Annotated in this window: 14 protein-coding genes; 11 read left to right on the top strand and 3 right to left on the bottom strand. The window is 67.5% G+C overall.

Features of this window, described 5'->3' with window-relative positions:
• Nucleotides 1-62: 62 nt before the first annotated feature.
• The 11 genes from VN11_RS12340 (at nucleotide 63) to VN11_RS12290 (ending at nucleotide 13,256) form a co-directional block, all read left to right on the top strand.
• Nucleotides 63-3,818, top strand: a complete 3,756-nt coding sequence (locus VN11_RS12340) for a nitrate reductase subunit alpha (protein ID WP_053449942.1) — start codon at nucleotides 63-65, stop codon at nucleotides 3,816-3,818.
• Nucleotides 3,818-5,362, top strand: coding sequence for a nitrate reductase subunit beta (gene narH / locus VN11_RS12335; protein ID WP_053449941.1), 1,545 nt, complete (start codon nucleotides 3,818-3,820; stop codon nucleotides 5,360-5,362). The genes VN11_RS12340 and narH overlap by 1 nt, the downstream gene beginning before the upstream one ends.
• Nucleotides 5,362-6,042, top strand: a complete 681-nt coding sequence (gene narJ, locus VN11_RS12330) for a nitrate reductase molybdenum cofactor assembly chaperone (RefSeq protein ID WP_040007589.1) — start codon at nucleotides 5,362-5,364, stop codon at nucleotides 6,040-6,042. Before narH ends, narJ begins: the two co-directional genes overlap by 1 nt.
• Nucleotides 6,039-6,746: a respiratory nitrate reductase subunit gamma gene (gene narI, locus VN11_RS12325; protein ID WP_006449390.1), complete on the top strand. Its 708-nt coding sequence runs from the start codon at nucleotides 6,039-6,041 to the stop codon at nucleotides 6,744-6,746. The genes narJ and narI overlap by 4 nt, the downstream gene beginning before the upstream one ends.
• Nucleotides 6,747-6,749: 3 nt before the next feature.
• Nucleotides 6,750-7,649 carry a peptidylprolyl isomerase gene (locus VN11_RS12320; RefSeq protein ID WP_053449940.1) on the top strand — a complete coding sequence of 300 codons (900 nt, stop codon included), beginning with the start codon at nucleotides 6,750-6,752 and terminating at the stop codon, nucleotides 7,647-7,649.
• 23 nt (nucleotides 7,650-7,672) lie between these two features.
• A complete protein-coding gene (locus VN11_RS12315; RefSeq protein ID WP_008268613.1) occupies nucleotides 7,673-9,004 on the top strand; it encodes an MFS transporter in 1,332 nt (443 codons plus the stop codon).
• 141 nt (nucleotides 9,005-9,145) lie between these two features.
• The gene (locus tag VN11_RS12310) at nucleotides 9,146-10,360 is read left to right on the top strand and encodes a coproporphyrinogen III oxidase (protein ID WP_053449939.1); all 1,215 of its coding nucleotides are present in this window, start codon (nucleotides 9,146-9,148) and stop codon (nucleotides 10,358-10,360) included.
• Nucleotides 10,361-10,371: 11 nt separating this feature from the next.
• On the top strand, nucleotides 10,372-11,148 hold the full coding sequence (locus tag VN11_RS12305) for a helix-turn-helix domain-containing protein (RefSeq protein WP_008265167.1): 777 nt from the start codon (nucleotides 10,372-10,374) through the stop codon (nucleotides 11,146-11,148).
• A gap of 19 nt (nucleotides 11,149-11,167) precedes the next feature.
• Nucleotides 11,168-11,911, top strand: coding sequence for a molybdate ABC transporter substrate-binding protein (modA, locus tag VN11_RS12300; protein WP_053449938.1), 744 nt, complete (start codon nucleotides 11,168-11,170; stop codon nucleotides 11,909-11,911).
• Nucleotides 11,912-11,914: 3 nt separating this feature from the next.
• Entirely contained in the window at nucleotides 11,915-12,598 is a 684-nt protein-coding gene (gene modB / locus VN11_RS12295) for a molybdate ABC transporter permease subunit (RefSeq protein WP_053449937.1), read from the top strand.
• Nucleotides 12,588-13,256: a sulfate/molybdate ABC transporter ATP-binding protein gene (locus VN11_RS12290; protein WP_053449936.1), complete on the top strand. Its 669-nt coding sequence runs from the start codon at nucleotides 12,588-12,590 to the stop codon at nucleotides 13,254-13,256. Before modB ends, VN11_RS12290 begins: the two co-directional genes overlap by 11 nt.
• A 108-nt stretch (nucleotides 13,257-13,364) precedes the next feature.
• Here the strand turns inward: VN11_RS12290 and VN11_RS12285 are convergent, their stop codons facing one another.
• Genes VN11_RS12285 through VN11_RS12275 form a run of 3 tightly spaced genes read right to left on the bottom strand, consistent with a single transcriptional unit; the run spans nucleotide 13,365 to nucleotide 15,948 of the window.
• Nucleotides 13,365-14,165, bottom strand: coding sequence for a class I SAM-dependent methyltransferase (locus VN11_RS12285; RefSeq protein WP_053449935.1), 801 nt, complete (start codon nucleotides 14,163-14,165; stop codon nucleotides 13,365-13,367).
• Entirely contained in the window at nucleotides 14,162-14,938 is a 777-nt protein-coding gene (locus VN11_RS12280; RefSeq protein WP_053449934.1) for an ABC transporter ATP-binding protein, read from the bottom strand. The genes VN11_RS12285 and VN11_RS12280 overlap by 4 nt, the downstream gene beginning before the upstream one ends.
• The gene (locus tag VN11_RS12275; protein ID WP_053449933.1) at nucleotides 14,935-15,948 is read right to left on the bottom strand and encodes a FecCD family ABC transporter permease; all 1,014 of its coding nucleotides are present in this window, start codon (nucleotides 15,946-15,948) and stop codon (nucleotides 14,935-14,937) included. Before VN11_RS12275 ends, VN11_RS12280 begins: the two co-directional genes overlap by 4 nt.
• Nucleotide 15,949: the final 1 nt, after the last annotated feature.

The raw sequence follows: 15,949 nt of genomic DNA, 5'->3' as shown, positions 1-15,949 counted from the left end.
AACGCACCGCAGCCAATGAACACCACAGCCACGTTGCAGATGTCCGCAAAGGGAGACCCCCGATGAGTTATTTCCTTGATCGCTTGCAGTTCTTCAAGCGTGACCCCCAGTCTTTTGCCGATGGCCATGGATTTGCCAAGAGCGAGGGCCGCGACTGGGAAAACAGTTACCGCGCCCGCTGGCAGTACGACAAGGTCGTGCGCTCCACCCACGGCGTGAACTGCACCGGCTCGTGCAGCTGGAAGATCTACGTCAAGAACGGCCTGGTCACCTGGGAAACCCAGCAGACCGACTACCCGCGTACCCGCCCGGACCTGCCCAACCATGAACCGCGTGGCTGCCCGCGTGGCGCCAGCTATTCCTGGTACCTGTACAGCGCCAACCGGCTGAAGTACCCGCTGATCCGCGGCACGCTGCTGCGCCTGTGGCGCGAGGCGCGCAAGAGCAAGGCCCCGGTTGATGCCTGGGCCAGCATTGTCGAGGACAAGGAAAAGGCGCGTTCGTACAAGAGCCGCCGCGGCATGGGTGGCTTCGTACGGCTGCAGTGGGAAGAGGCCAACGAGATCATTGCGGCCTCCAACCTGTACACGGTGAAGCAGTACGGCCCGGACCGCGTGGTCGGCTTCTCGCCGATTCCGGCGATGTCGATGGTGTCCTACGCGGCGGGCGCGCGTTACCTGTCGCTGCTGGGCGGCGCCTGCCTGTCTTTCTACGACTGGTACTGCGATCTGCCGCCGGCCTCGCCGCAGATCTGGGGCGAGCAGACCGACGTGCCCGAATCGGCCGACTGGTACAACAGCCGCTACATCATCGCCTGGGGCTCGAACGTGCCGCAGACGCGCACGCCCGACGCCCACTTCTTCACCGAGGCGCGCTACAACGGCACCAAGACGGTGGCGATCTGCCCGGACTATTCCGAGCTGGCCAAGCTGACCGACCACTGGCTGCACCCCAAACAAGGCACCGACGCGGCACTGGCCTTCGCCTTCGGCCACGTGATCCTGCGCGAGTTCCATGTCGATTCGCCTTCGCAGTACTTCCAGGACTACTGCCGCCAGTACTCGGACATGCCGATGCTGGTGCGCCTGGAACGTCGCGACGATGGCCGGCTGGTCCCGGGCCGCTTCCTGCGCGCCAGTGAACTGGGCGGGCTCGGCGAAGCCAACAACCCCGACTGGAAGACCCTGGCCTATGACCAGACCAGCGGCCAGATCGTGGTGCCGAACGGCTCGATCGGCTTCCGCTGGGGCGAGAAGGGCAAGTGGAACATCGAAGAGAAGGCCAGCAACGGCGCCGATACGCGCCTGCAGCTGAGCCTGTCTGAAACCCACGACGGCATCGAGGCGGTCAGCTTCCCGTACTTCGGCGGCATCGAGACCGACGGCTGGACCGCAGCGCCGGCCGATGACGTGCTTGACCGCAACATCCCGGTGCGTCGACTGGCCCTGGCCGACGGCGGCGACACCCTGGTGGCCACGGTCTACGACCTGCTGCTGGCCCAGTACGGCGTGGACCGTGGCTTCGGCGGCGGCAACGTGGCGCGCAGTTTCGACGACATGGTGCCGGGTACCCCGGCCTGGCAGGAGCGCATCACCGGCGTGTCGCGTGCGGAAGTGATCGAGATCGCCCGCGAATTCGCGCGTACCGCCGACAAGACCCATGGCCGCTCGATGATCATCGTCGGCGCGGGCATGAACCACTGGTTCCACAACGACATGAACTACCGCGGCCTGATCAACATGCTGATCATGTGCGGTTGCGTGGGCCAGACCGGTGGCGGCTGGGCGCATTACGTGGGCCAGGAAAAGCTGCGCCCGCAGACCGGCTGGCAGCCGCTGGCGTTCGGCCTGGATTGGAGCCGCCCGCCGCGGCACATGAACGGCACCTCGTTCTTCTACTTCAACACCGGGCAGTGGCGCTACGAGAAGCTGCAGGTGGACGAGCTGCTCTCGCCGTTGGCCGATGCCCGCAAGTACAGCGGCAGCCTGGCCGACCTCAACCTGCGCGCCGTGCGCATGGGCTGGTTGCCGAGCACGCCACAGCTGGACCGCAATCCGCTGCAGCTGGTGCGGGAGGCTGAAGCGGCCGGCATTGCCCCGGCCGACTACGCGCTGGGCAAGTTCAAGGACGGTTCGCTGGACTTCGCCTTCGCCGACCCGGATGCGCAGCAGAACCACCCGCGCATGATGTTCATCTGGCGCTCGAACCTGCTCGGTTCGTCGGGCAAGGGCCACGAGTACATGCTGCGGCATCTGCTCGGCACGCGCCATGGCCTGCAGGGCAAGGACCTGGGCGAGATGGGCGCGATCAAGCCGGAGGAGGTGAAGTGGCGTGACGAGGCACCGGAAGGCAAGCTGGACCTGCTGGTCACGCTCGACTTCCGCATGTGCACCACCGCGCTGTACTCGGACATCGTGCTGCCGACCGCAACCTGGTACGAGAAGGACGATCTCAATACCTCGGACATGCACCCGTTCATCCATCCGCTGTCCAAGGCGGTGGATCCGGCGTGGGAATCGCGCAGTGACTGGGAGATCTTCAAGGAGGTCGCCCGCACCGTGAGCGAGATGGCGCCGGGTGTGCTGGGCGTGGAAAAGGACCTGGTGCTGGTGCCGACCCTGCATGACACGCCCAACGAACTGGGCATGCCGTTCGGCGTGGCCGACTGGAAGAAGGGCGAGTGCGAGGCCATCCCGGGCCAGACCATGCCGTCGATGACGGTGGTGGAGCGCGACTACCCGAACCTGTACCGCAAGTTCACCTCGCTGGGCCCGCTGCTGGACAAGCTGGGCAACGGCGGCAAGGGCATGAGCTGGGACACAAAGCACGAGGTCGAATTCCTCGGCAAGCTCAACCACACCGTGCACGACGAGGGCGTCAGCCACGGCCGCCCGGCCATCTCGACCGCGATCGACGCGGCCGAAGTGATCCTGCACCTGGCGCCGGAAACCAATGGCCACGTGGCAGTGAAGGCCTGGGAGTCGCTGGGTACCTTCACCGGCCGTGAGCATACCCACCTGGCGGTGGGCAAGGAGCACGAGGCGATCCGCTTCCGTGACATCCAGGCGCAGCCGCGCAAGATCATCTCTTCGCCGATCTGGTCGGGGCTGGAAGACGACAACGTCAGCTACAACGCCGGCTATACCAACGTGCACGAGCTGATTCCGTGGCGCACGGTGACCGGTCGCCAGCAGTTCTACCAGGACCACGAGTGGATGATCGACTTCGGCGAAGCCTTCATGGGCTACCGGCCGCCGGTCAACACGCGCACGGTGGAGCCGCTGCTGAACCAGCGCCCGAACGGCAACAGGGAGATCGTGCTGAACTGGATCACCCCGCACCAGAAGTGGGGCATCCACAGCACCTACAGCGACAACCTGATCATGCAGACGCTGTCGCGCGGTGGCCCGATCGTGTGGTTGAGCGAGGATGACGCGCGCAGCGCCGGCATCGTCGACAACGACTGGATCGAACTGTTCAACGTCAACGGTGCGATCGCCGCGCGTGCAGTGGTCAGCCAGCGCGTGATGCCGGGCATGGCGATGATGTACCACGCTCAGGAACGCATCATCAATGTGCCGGGTTCGGAGATTTCCGGTACCCGCGGCGGCATCCACAACTCGGTGACCCGCATCGTGCTCAAGCCGACCCACATGATTGGTGGCTACGCGCAGCTGGCGTACGGTTTCAACTACTACGGTACCTGCGGCACCAACCGCGACGAGTTCGTGATCGTACGCAAGATGGACAAGATCGATTGGTTGGACGATGAGCAGCCCGCTGGTGCTTCAGCATCGGCCAGCAAGGAGGTGGTGTGATGAAGGTCCGTGCACAGATCGCGATGGTGCTGAACCTGGACAAGTGCATCGGCTGCCATACCTGCTCGATCACCTGCAAGAACGTCTGGACCTCGCGCGAGGGCGTCGAGTACGCCTGGTTCAACAACGTGGAAACCAAGCCGGGCATCGGCTACCCGAAGGAATGGGAGAACCAGGACAAGTGGAATGGCGGCTGGGTGCGCACCCGCGCCGGCAAGCTGGTGCCGCGTGCCGGTGGCCGCTGGCGGATGCTGGCCAAGATCTTCGCCAACCCGGACCTGCCGCAGATCGACGACTACTACGAGCCCTTCGACTTCGACTACCAGAACCTGCACACCGCCAAGGACAGCCAGCACCAGCCCACCGCGCGGCCACGCTCGCTGATCAGCGGCGAGCGCATGCAGAAGATCGAGTGGGGCCCGAACTGGGAGGAGATCCTGGGCTCGGAGTTCAGCAAGCGCTCGCGTGACTACAACTTCGACCAGGTGCAGAAGGAGATCTACGGCGCCTTCGAGAAGACCTTCATGATGTACCTGCCACGCCTGTGCGAGCACTGCCTGAACCCGGCGTGCGTATCGGCGTGCCCGTCGGGCGCGATCTACAAGCGCGAGGAGGACGGCATCGTGCTGATCGACCAGGACAAGTGCCGTGGCTGGCGCATGTGCGTGTCGGCCTGCCCGTACAAGAAGATCTATTACAACTGGAAGAGCGGCAAGTCGGAGAAGTGCATCTTCTGCTACCCGCGCATCGAGATGGGCGAGCCGACCGTGTGCTCGGAGACCTGCGTGGGCCGCATCCGCTACCTGGGCGTGATGCTGTACGACGCCGACCGCATTGCCGAGGCCGCCTCGGTGGCCGCCGAGAAGGACCTGTACCAGGCGCACCTGGACATCTTCCTGGACCCGAACGACCCGGCGGTGATCGCTGCCGCGCGCAAGGAAGGCATTCCGGACAGCTGGCTGGACGCGGCCAAGCAGTCGCCGGTCTACAAGCTGGCCATCGACTGGAAGCTGGCGCTGCCGCTGCACCCGGAATACCGCACGCTGCCGATGGTCTGGTACGTGCCGCCGCTGTCGCCTATCCAGTCGGCGGCCGAGCGTGGCCGGGTGGGCATGAGCGGCGAACTGCCGGACGTGGCCTCGCTGCGCATCCCGATGCGCTACCTGGCCAACCTGCTGACAGCCGGTGACGAGGCACCGGTTGTGCGCGCGCTGCAGCGGCTGATGGCGATGCGTGCCTGGCGCCGGGCCAAGAACGTGGACGGCGTGGAAGACACCGCGGTGCTGGAGCAGACCGGGTTGAGCATTGCCCAGGTGGAAGAGATGTACCGCTACCTGGCCATCGCCAACTACGAGGACCGTTTCGTGATTCCGACCGGCCACCGCGAATATGCCAACGATGCCTTCGGCGAACGCGGCGGCTGTGGCTTCACCTTCGGAAACGGCTGCAACGGTGACAGCCCAGCCGACCTGTTCGGCCAGCGCAGCACCAGCACGTTCGTGGTGGACAAGGGGCCCAACCACCGTCGCAAGGAGGTGGTGTGATGAGCGTGCTCAAGCTGGTCGGGGTGCTGCTGGACTACCCCCGTGAGGAACTGTGGCAGCACGGCGAGGAACTGCTCGCCGCCTGCGACGACCCGGCGCTGAACGCCGCCCGCCGCCAGCAGCTGCGCAGCTTCGTGCAGCAGCTGCTGGGCACCGATGCGCTGGATGCGCAGGCCGCCTGGCTGGCCAGTTTCGACCGTGGTCGTTCGATGAGCCTGCTGCTGTTCGAACACATCCATGGCGAATCGCGTGATCGCGGCCAGGCCATGGTCGACCTGGTCGAGACGTACCGCCGCAATGGCTTCGAGCTGGATGCTCGCGAGCTGCCGGACTACCTGCCGCTGCTGCTGGAGTTCCTGGCCCATCGGCCCGGCAGCGAGGCCCGTGAGTGGCTGCACCACATCGGCCACATCGCCGGCATGCTGGCTGCGCGCGCCGCCGAGCGCGAGCTGCCGCATCGGGTGCTGTTCGAGATCCTGGTCGAAGCCGGCGACGGCAAGGCCGATCTGCAGGCGCTGCGCCAGCGTGCCAGTGAAGAAGTCCGCGACGATACCGCCGAGGCCATGGACCGCTTGTGGGAGGAAGAGGCGGTGCGCTTCGGCGCCGAAGCCCCTGCCGAAGACTGCAAGCCGCCCGTGCGTTCGCCGGCCCGTCCTTCGCATCGAGAGGTCCAGCCATGAGTTACTCCCTGCATCAATTCGCCTTCCAGTACTACCCGTACATCGCCGTGGCGGTGCTGCTGATCGGCAGCTGGGCCCGCTATGACAAGGCCATGTACACCTGGCGCACCGGCTCCAGCCAGATGCTGTCGGACAAGGGCATGCGGATCGGCAGCAACTGCTTCCACATCGGCATTCTGGCCATCCTTGGTGGGCATCTGGTCGGCCTGCTGACCCCGCATGCGGTGTACGAGCACTTCATCACCTCCTCGCAGAAGCAGATGCTGGCGATGGTGGTGGGTGGTGTGTTCGGCGCGCTGTGCTTCATCGGCATCAGCATCCTGCTGGTACGCCGCCTGTTCAATGCGCGCGTGCGTGCCACCGGCAGTTTCGGCGACACCCTGGTGCTGGTGCTGCTGTTCGCCCAGCTGTGCCTGGGCCTGTACAGCATCCGCATCTCGGCCGGCCACCTGGATGGCGGGGTGATGGTGCAGCTGGCCGAATGGGCCCAGCACATCGTGACCTTCCGTGCCGGTGCCGCCGACTACATTGAAGGCGTCAGCTGGGTCTACAAGATGCACATCTTCCTGGGCCTGACCCTGTTCCTGATCGCGCCGTTCACCCGCCTGGTGCACGTGTGGAGCATCCCGATCAGCTACCTGTGGCGGCCCTACCAGGTGGTGCGCCGGCGCCAGGCCACGCTGCGCTACGGGCCGCGGGAGTAAGCCATGGGCAGCCTGCCGAGATTCCTGCCGATCACCGTGATCGACTCCGCCGCACCGGTACCTGCCGAGGCGCATTCGCACCACCACGATGCGGCGGAGCAGGGGCCGCGTTCGCTCGGGCAGCCGGCACCGTGCCGGCTGTTCGTGGACGACATTGCCATCAGCGAGGCCGAGATCGCCCGCGAGATGCAGCACCATCGGGCGATGCGCCCGGAACAGTCACGCGCCGAGGCGGCGCGTGCACTGGTGGTGCGCGAGTTGTTGAGGCTTGAGGCGCAGCGGCTGGGGCTGCAGGCGCCCGAGGGTGGCCGGGTCAGCGATGAAGAAGTGCTGATCCAGCAACTGCTGGAAGATGCGATCGAGGACCGTGTGCCAACCGACGAGGACTGCCGCCGTTACTTCGAGCAGAACCCGGAGCGCTTCCGCTCGCCCGATCGCGTGCGCCTGCGCCATATCCTGCTGGCCGCACCGGCCGACGACGTGGCCGGGCGGTTTGCCGCACGCACCGAGGGTGAGCGGCTGGTGGGGCTGCTGAAGGAATCGCCGCACTTGTTCGCCGATTTCGCCCTGCGCCATTCGCGTTGCCCCTCCAGCAGCGAGGGCGGTGACCTTGGCTGGCTGCAGCGGGGCCAGACCACGCCGGAGTTCGATCGCCAGGTATTCCGCTTGCGCGAAGGCCTGGCCGGCTTCCCGGTGGAATCGCGCTGGGGCTACCACGTGGTCTGCATCGACGCCCGTGAAGAAGGCCAGCCGCAGCCGTTCGAGGTGGTGCTGCCGCAGCTGCGTGAGTACCTGGAACTGCAGGTGCGCCAGCGCGAAGTGCAGGCCTACCTGCTGCAGCTGCAGGAACGCTATCCGGTGCGCGGGCTGGAAGAGATCGAAGCTGAAGCGGATATCGGCTGACCCATCGTGAACGAGGAGACTCCATGAACCAGGCTCTTGCCCCCGCCAGTGCCGGGCAGCAGCAGCGTGCGCTGTGGCTGAGCACTTTCGCTTTTACCGTGTGTTTCGCCGTGTGGATGATCTTCTCGATCATCGGCATCCAGATCAGCCAGCAGCTCGGGCTGAACGACACCGAGTTCGGCCTGCTGATCGCCACCCCGGTGCTGACCGGTTCGGTCAGCCGCGTGTTCCTCGGCATCTGGTCCGACCAGTTCGGTGGCCGCAAGGTGATGGTGCTGGTGATGCTGTGCGGTGCGGTGGCCACCTGGATGCTGACCTACGCGCAGACCTACACCCAGTTCCTGTTCGCTGCGCTGTGCGTGGGCATCGCCGGCGGCAACTTCTCGGTCGGCGTGGCCTACGTGTCGAAGTTCTTCCCGGCCAGCAAGCAGGGCACCGCGCTGGGCATCTTCGGTGCCGGCAACATCGGTTCGGCGGTGACCAAGCTGCTGGCGCCGCTGGTGATGGTGGCCGCCGGCTGGACCATGGTGGCCAAGGTCTGGGCGGTGGCGCTGGCCGTCACCGCCGTGTTGTTCTTCCTCTTCAGCAAGGAAGACCCGTCGCTGGAACAGCGCCGCCGCGAAGGCGTGAAGCCGGTGCCGTTCGCCGAGCAGATGGCACCGCTGAAGAACCTGCAGGTGTGGCGGTTCTCGCTGTACTACTTCTTCGTGTTCGGCGGCTTCGTGGCGCTGGCATTGTGGCTGCCGCACTACCTGGTGGGCGCCTATGGCATGGACGTGGGCACCGCCGGCATGCTGGCGGCGTGCTATTCGATCCCGGCCAGCCTGTTCCGCGTGGTCGGTGGCTGGATGTCGGACAGGATGGGCGCGCGCCGGGTGATGTACTGGACCTTCGGCGTCTCGGCCATCTGCACCTTCCTGCTGGCCTACCCGGACACCGAGTACGTGGTGAAGGGCATCCACGGCCCGATCCACTTCCACCTGGCCATCGGCGTGGTGCTGTTCACCGTGCTGGTGTTCGTGCTGGGCTTCTTCATGTCGCTGGGCAAGGCCGCGGTCTACAAGCACATCCCGGTCTACTACCCGGAGCGCGTCGGCGCGGTGGGTGGCGTGGTCGGCATGATCGGCGGCCTCGGCGGCTTCATCCTGCCGATCGTGTTCGGTGCGCTGAACGATGCGCTGGGCATCTGGAGCAGCTGCTTCATGCTGCTGTTCGTGCTGGTGGCCGCTGCACTGGCCTGGATGCATTTCGCCATCCGCCGCATGGAACGCCGTCACTTCCCGCAGATCGACCGCGAGACCGATCTGCCTGAAGCCATCGATGCCGCCGCGGCCGATCGTGCGCGCGGCAGGTGAACGGGGTTGCCGGCCAGCGGCCGGCACTACCGGGTAGCGGTGAAAGGGTAGTGCCGGCCGCTGGCCGGCATGAATCCGCGGATGCGTCGCGCTTGATTTCAATCAGGGCAACGCGAGGAGGGACGCCCGAAGATGTCTGCCATGAGCTTCCACGTTGACCAGAGTGAGGACACCGCGCTGCAGGCGGCATTGCTGCGGCAACCCCGGCATGTGCTGTTCCCGCCGGCTGACCAGTTCAGCACCGGCTTCGGCGAAAGTGGATGGCGCGCCGCGGTGCGCGCCAGCAACGAGCACCTGATCCCGCGCGGCCTGACCCTGGGTTTCCAGGCCGGCCGCGGCGGACGCGAGGTATCGCCGCAGGCCTATCTGGAGACACTACTGCAGGCGTTGCGGTTGCAGGCCGATGCACTGGCCGAGGACCGCGAGGTGGTCGCCATGGTCCTGCAGCTGGGGCTGGCCGAAACGCTGCCACCGCCGCAGCTGGGCCAGCTGCTGGACGCGGTGCCGCAGCATCTGCGCACCGTGGCACGACCCCAGGTGGAGGTGCGGCTGGATGCAGGCAGCGCGTTGTCACCGGCACAACTACGTGCGCTGGGGTGCACCCGCCTGAACGTGATCGACCGGGCTGACGCGCCGGGGCCGACCCTGCTGGCGCAGGCGCGGCAGGTGGGCTTCACCGCGCGTTACTACCAGTTGCGGGTGCCAGCCTGCGAGGATGCAGGCTTCATCGAACGCCTGCATGAGGTGCTGGCCGAAGCGCCCGAGCGCGTGCTGCTGCCGGCACCGTGCGCGTTGCCGCAGCATCCGTCCGCCGCGAACTGGCTGCAGGCCTGGCGCCTGCTGCGCGCAGCGGGCTACGAGGCGATCGGCGGCGATCACTATCAACGCGGTGACCTGCCGAACCCGCACGGGCCTGGCGATGGCCAGCGCCACTGCGACCTGGCGGGCGTGCCGCGCCGTGACCGCAGCGATTTCATTGGCCTCGGCCTGTCTGCCTGCAGCCAGATCGGCGAGGTGTTCTACCGGCTGGAGGACGAATGGGATCAATGGCGCGCCCGGCTGCAGGCCGGGCACATCGGCGTGTCCGCCGGCCTGATCCTGTCTGAAGACGAGCGGCTGGCGGCCGAGGTGGCGCAGAGCATTGCCTGCGACCATGCCCTCGATGCCGCCGCCTTCGAATGGCGCAACGATGAACCGTTCGAGGAGTGCTTCGCCGCACAGCTGCCGGCCCTGTCGCCACTGCTCGCTCGCGGCTGGGCGGAGTGGGACGCACGCGTGCTGCGCCTGGCCGAAGAAGGTCGCCTGCTGTGGCGTATGATGGCTGCATGCTTCCGGCCGGCGGCCGCCATCGCTTGAGTCTTGCCTCGATGTCTCCGAATCCGCCCTCGCATGGCCGCCTTCGCCAGGCGACACCGAATCCCGCTGCTGCCGACGACGGCGACGCTCTGCATTTCTGCAGCACCTGTGCGTTCTCCGATGCCTGCATGTCGCAGGGGTATGACAAGACCGCGCTGGGTGACCTGCATGTGCTGGTCGACCATGTCGGTCCGTTCCATGCCGGTGACTACATCTTCCGTGCCGGCGAATCGTTCGATTCGATCGCGGCGGTGCGCGCGGGCATGGTCAAGACCTTCGTCGATGACAGCCAGGGCAATGAACAGGTGCTGGGCTTCAGCCTGCCAGGCGAGGTGATCGGCCTGAACGCGATCCATGGTTCGCGCTTCCCCTGCAATGCGGTGGCGCTGGATACCGTGCACCTGTGCCGCATCTCGTTCCCCAAGTTGAGCCTGCTGGCCACGCGCATGCCTGGGCTGCAGGCCAAGCTGTTCAGCCTGCTCAGTGCGGAGATCGGCAAGGTCGCCACGCTGGCGGCCAACCACCGCACCGAGGAGCGCATGGCCGCGTTCCTGCTGGACATGTCCGAACGTTATGCACGGCGCGGATTCTCGGCCACGCGCTTCAACCTGACCATGGCGCGGACCGAGATCGCCAACTACCTGCGGATGGCGCCGGAAACCGCCAGCCGCGTGCTGCGCCGCCTGAGCGATGATGGGATCATCGCGGTGAAGCAGCGCGAGATCCTGCTCTTGCAGCCCGAGCGCCTGGCGGCGCTGGCGGTGGCTGACGAATCCGATCCGAACTGAACCAGGCCGGGAGCCGACCATGAAACGAGCGGGACTGTTGTTGCTGGGACTGCTGGCCACGGTGCCGGCCTGGGCGGCCGACCTGACGGTGTCGGCGGCATCGAGCCTGACCGAGAGCTTCCGTGAACTGGGCGCCGCCTACGAGAAGGCACACCCGGGAACCAAGGTCGATTTCAACTTCGCCGCCTCGGGCGCGCTGCTGCAGCAGATCACCCGCGGCGCGCCGGTGGACGTGTTCGCCTCCGCCGATGAAACCACCATGGACCAGGCCCAGCAGCAGGACCTGCTGGCCGCGGGCACGCGCGAGGTGTTCGCGGTGAATGCGCTGTGGGTGGTGGTGCCGCCGCAGGCCAAGGCCGCGCCGCGCAGTTTGAAGGACCTGGCCGGTACCGGCGTGCAGCGCATTGCGCTGGGCAACCCGGACAGTGTGCCGGTCGGCCGCTATGCCAGGGGCGCGCTGGAAGCGGCGGGCCTGTGGCCGTCGGTGCAGGGCAAGACCATCACCACGCAGAACGTGCGCCAGTCGCTGGATTACGTGGCGCGTGGTGAAGTGGACGCCGGTTTCGTCTATGCGACCGATGCGCAGGCCATGCCTGACCGTGTCCGTCGTGCCTTCGCAGTGCCGGTGTCGGGGCGCATTGCCTATCCGCTGGCGGTGACCAAGGCCAGCGCGCAGCCGGCCGAGGCCAAGCGCTTCACGGCGTTCGTGCGCTCGGCGCAGGGCCAGGCGATCCTGGCCAAACACGGATTCGGCAAGCCCTGAGGCATGGATCTCGACTGGAGCGCACTGGGGTTGTCGCTGAAGGTGGCCGGTTGGGCCACCGCGATCAACCTGGTGCTGGGCGTGGCGCTGGGCGCGCTGCTGGCGCGTCGGCGCTTTCCGGGCCGTGAGCTGCTGGATTCACTGCTGACCCTGCCGATGGTGCTGCCACCGACGGTGCTCGGCTATTACCTGCTGGTGCTGATCGGCCGCAAGGGCCCGATCGGCGCGTGGCTGCAGTCTTGGTTCGGCATCAACCTGGTGTTCACCTGGCAGGCCGCGGTGATCGCGGCGGCGGTGGCCTCGCTGCCGCTGGTGTTCAAGCCGGCACGCGCGGCGTTCGAGGGCGTGGACGGGCAACTGGAGCAGGCCGCGCGCACGCTCGGCGTGTCCGAAGCGGCGGTGTTCTTCCGGGTCACGCTGCCGTTGGCCTGGCGTGGCATCCTTGCCGGCCTGCTGCTGGCCTTTGCGCGCGCGATGGGCGAGTTTGGCGCCACGCTGATGGTGGCCGGCAGCATTCCGGGCCGCACGCAGACGCTGTCGATCGCCATCTACGAGGCGGTGCAGGCCGGGCAGGATGGCAAGGCCAATGCGCTGGTGATCCTGACCTCGGTGGTGTGCATCGTGATCCTGCTGCTGGCCGCGCGGCTGGTCGGCGGACGCCGCCGGGAGCTGCGTGATGTGGCTTGACCTGCAGGTGCAGCGGCGGCTGCAGGCGGCCGGACAGGATTTCGTGTTGGACGTGTCGCTGCAGTGCTCGCAGCGGCAGGTGGTGCTGTTTGGGCCCTCCGGCGCGGGCAAGAGCCTGACATTGAAGGCGGTGGCCGGGCTGCTGCGGCCCGGTCAGGGCCATGTGCGCCTGCAGGGACAGACCCTGTTCGATGCCGCAACCGGCGTGGACCTGCCGCCACAGCGTCGCCGGCTGGGCTACGTGTTCCAGGACTATGCGCTGTTCCCGCACCTGAGCGTGCGCCAGAACGTGGCGTTCGGGCTGCAGAAGGGCTGGTTGAATCCACGCAGCAGCCAGCGCTTCGATGCGGTGGAGCAGTGGTTGCATGCTTTCCGCATCGACACGGTGGGCGATCTGCTGCCATCGCAGATATCCGGTGGCCAGCGCCAGCGCACCGCCCTGGCGCGCGCCCTGGTGACCCAGCCGCAGGCGCTGCTGCTGGACGAACCGTTTTCCGCGCTGGACCACGACCTGCGCCAGCACCTGCGCCAGGAACTGGAGACAGTGCTGGACAAGACCGGCATCCCGTTGCTGCTGATCAGCCATGACCCGCGGGACGTGGCCGTGTTCGGCCAGCAGGTGGCCCGCGTGGTGGACGGCCGCATCGTCGGCGAGTGACGCGTGATGGGCGCACTGGCGATGGTTGGTTGCATCTGATGGTAGTGCCGGCCGATGGCCGGCAATCATGGAATCCGGAGCAGCCGGCCAGCGGCCGGCTCTACCGGGTCAATCGTTGGTCGCCCACTGGATGAACGCCCAGCGCCGCGTTGGCGCCATGCCGAACCGGTGTTGCGGCGAGCGTGCATGCCACGCGCGCACCCGCGCCTCTTCATCCGCATCCAGCGGACCGAACAGCTCCACGGCCTGGCGCACCAGGCCGTCGGCATCCTGGGCGACGTCGCGCACCGATTCGGGCAGGTAATCCACCTGCGGCTCGCGGCCCATGTCCAGCAGCATGTTGATCGGGTAGCGGTGGTCGGGCATGGGTACCCAGTCGCGGCCGAGCAGCTCGGCCAGCTCGGGCACGCCGGCACGCGGGCCGGTGGCGAAGGTGATGCAGGCGCGCTGACGTGCGTGCGCGTCCAGCCTGCGCAGCGCTGCCTCGAGGTCCGGCACCATCAGCGAACGCGAGGCAATGGCAAGGTCGCAGCACGGCACGGCGTGCCAGTCATCGGTCCACGACAGCGGCCACGGGGTGATGTTGGAGACACCGTCGCGTGCGATCGCGGCGCGTAGTCCGTCGAGCATGCCGCTGCTGTAGTCCAGGGCATGCACGTGCTGCACCTGTGCAGCGATGGGCAGGCTCAGCAGGCCCGGCCCGCAGCCGACATCCAACACCGTGGCCACACCCCCCAGATCAAGCCGGGCCAGGAAGGCGTCGCTGTAGTCGTCGTGGCGGCGCTTCCAGCTGGTCTGCGCGGCGCGCGCATCCCAGGCACTGGCCGGCTTGGCCTGGAAACCACAGGCCAGCAGGTGCTGGCGATAGCGCGCGGCATGGTCGATCGGGGTGGGAAGCGGTGTACTCATGTGGAAGATCCAGAAGCGGGCAGGGCGGCAGCGACGCGTGCCGCATCGACGCCATACAGCGTGGCGAGGCGTTCGGGGGTGGCGATCTCCCGCGCAGGGCCCAGTGCCTGCAGGCTGCCCGCCGCCATCAGTGCGATGCGGTCGGCGACCTGCAGCGCGTGCTGCGGTTGATGGGTGGACAGCAGCACGCCGATGCCACGGTCGGCCAGGCGACGCACGGTATCGAGGATGCGCAGCTGGTTGCCGAAGTCGAGGCTGGCGGTGGGCTCGTCCATCACCAGCAGGTGCGCCTGCTGGGCCAGCGCACGCGCGATCAGCACCAGCTGGCGCTCGCCGCCACTGAGCGTGGTCACCGTGCGTTCGGCGAGCGCATGCAACCCCAGTTCGCGCAGGCACTCCCCGGCGATGGCTTCATCGGCACGACCGGGGGCGGCCAGCAGGCCCAGGTGCGCGGCGCGGCCCATGGCCACCACCTCGCGCACGCGCCAGGCGAAAGGCATGGGTGAGGCCTGCGGGACATAACCGATGCGGCGAGCGATGGCAGCGCGGTCATGCGCGCGCAGCGGCGTTCCCTGCAGGTCCACCTGGCCGCGCACGGCGGGCAGCAGGCCGAGCAGGGTGCGGAACAGGGTGGTCTTGCCACAGCCGTTCGGGCCCAGCAGGCACAGCACCTCACCGGGGCGTACCGACAACGCGAACGGCGCACCCAGTGCCACGCCGGCATGGCCGATGACCAGTCCGCGCGCTTCCAGCAACGGTGTGCTGCCGCTCATGGCCGACGCTCGCTGCGCGCCAGTACCAGCAGGAAGCAGGGCACGCCGACAAACGCGGTGAGGATGCCGAGCGGTAGTTCGATCGGCGCCAGGGTACGCGCCAGCGTATCGGCCGCGAGCAGGAAACTGGCGCCGAGCAGCAGGCTGGCCGGCAACAGGCGGCGGAAGTCGGCGCCGACCAGCAACCGCGCGATGTGCGGAACCACCAGCCCGACCCAGCCGATGATGCCGGCCAGCGACACCGCTGCTGCCGTGCACAGCGTGGCGGCGGCGATCAGTGTCCAGCGCAGCGGCGTGACCGCTACGCCCAGCGCGCTGGCCTCCTCGTCGCCGAGGCCGAGCAGGTTCACCCGCCAGCGCAGCAGCACCAGCGGCAACAGCCCGATCAGCAGCAATGGCGCGGTGACCTTGAGGTCGTCGATGACCACCGCGTTCAGGCCACCGAGCAGCCAGAAGGTGATCGACGGCAACTGCGTGTACGGATCAGCCAGCAGCTTCAACAGCGAGATGCCGGCACCGAGCAGCGCCGACACCGCAACACCGGCCAGCACCAGCACCAGCACCGGGTCATGACGACGCACCAGCGCCGCCACCAGGCAGACCAGGCCGACCGCGCCTAACCCGCCGGCAAAGGCGACGCCCTGTACCAGCAGCATCGGCAGGCCGAGGAACAGGCCCAGCGACGCGCCAAGGCCCGCGCCCGCGGAGACGCCGAGGATGTCCGGCGACACCAGCGGATTGCGGAACATGGCCTGGTAGGCCGCGCCAGCGGCGGACAGCACCGCGCCGATCAGGACGGCGGCCAGCACGCGCGGCAGGCGGATGTGCCAGAGCGCCACCTGCACCGCAGGCGCGGGGGGATCACCGATGCCGAACAGCTGCCAGCCGATGGCGTGCAGCAGCGCCGCCGGTTGCACCGGGAACTGGCCGACCGAGAACGCCAGCAGCAGCGTCGCCAGCAGCAGGCTCCAGCCACCGGCATGCCAGGCCCAACGTGGAAGCGTGCGCATG

The organism is Stenotrophomonas maltophilia (assembly GCF_001274595.1).
Taxonomy (GTDB): Bacteria; Pseudomonadota; Gammaproteobacteria; order Xanthomonadales; family Xanthomonadaceae; genus Stenotrophomonas; species Stenotrophomonas forensis.
This window is presented reverse-complemented; position numbering and strand designations above follow the sequence as displayed.

What these genes read in the sequence shown, in the direction of transcription:
- VN11_RS12275 (WP_053449933.1), bottom strand. Translation starts at nt 15,948, where the DNA reads ATGCGCACGCTTCCACGTTGGGCCTGGCATGCCGGTGGCTGGAGCCTG.
- VN11_RS12310 (WP_053449939.1), top strand. Translation starts at nt 9,146, where the DNA reads ATGAGCTTCCACGTTGACCAGAGTGAGGACACCGCGCTGCAGGCGGCA.
- VN11_RS12320 (WP_053449940.1), top strand. Translation starts at nt 6,750, where the DNA reads ATGGGCAGCCTGCCGAGATTCCTGCCGATCACCGTGATCGACTCCGCC.
- VN11_RS12305 (WP_008265167.1), top strand. Translation starts at nt 10,372, where the DNA reads ATGTCTCCGAATCCGCCCTCGCATGGCCGCCTTCGCCAGGCGACACCG.
- narJ (WP_040007589.1), top strand. Translation starts at nt 5,362, where the DNA reads ATGAGCGTGCTCAAGCTGGTCGGGGTGCTGCTGGACTACCCCCGTGAG.
- VN11_RS12285 (WP_053449935.1), bottom strand. Translation starts at nt 14,165, where the DNA reads ATGAGTACACCGCTTCCCACCCCGATCGACCATGCCGCGCGCTATCGC.
- VN11_RS12340 (WP_053449942.1), top strand. Translation starts at nt 63, where the DNA reads ATGAGTTATTTCCTTGATCGCTTGCAGTTCTTCAAGCGTGACCCCCAG.
- VN11_RS12280 (WP_053449934.1), bottom strand. Translation starts at nt 14,938, where the DNA reads ATGAGCGGCAGCACACCGTTGCTGGAAGCGCGCGGACTGGTCATCGGC.
- narH (WP_053449941.1), top strand. Translation starts at nt 3,818, where the DNA reads ATGAAGGTCCGTGCACAGATCGCGATGGTGCTGAACCTGGACAAGTGC.
- VN11_RS12290 (WP_053449936.1), top strand. Translation starts at nt 12,588, where the DNA reads ATGTGGCTTGACCTGCAGGTGCAGCGGCGGCTGCAGGCGGCCGGACAG.
- narI (WP_006449390.1), top strand. Translation starts at nt 6,039, where the DNA reads ATGAGTTACTCCCTGCATCAATTCGCCTTCCAGTACTACCCGTACATC.
- modB (WP_053449937.1), top strand. Translation starts at nt 11,915, where the DNA reads ATGGATCTCGACTGGAGCGCACTGGGGTTGTCGCTGAAGGTGGCCGGT.
- VN11_RS12315 (WP_008268613.1), top strand. Translation starts at nt 7,673, where the DNA reads ATGAACCAGGCTCTTGCCCCCGCCAGTGCCGGGCAGCAGCAGCGTGCG.
- modA (WP_053449938.1), top strand. Translation starts at nt 11,168, where the DNA reads ATGAAACGAGCGGGACTGTTGTTGCTGGGACTGCTGGCCACGGTGCCG.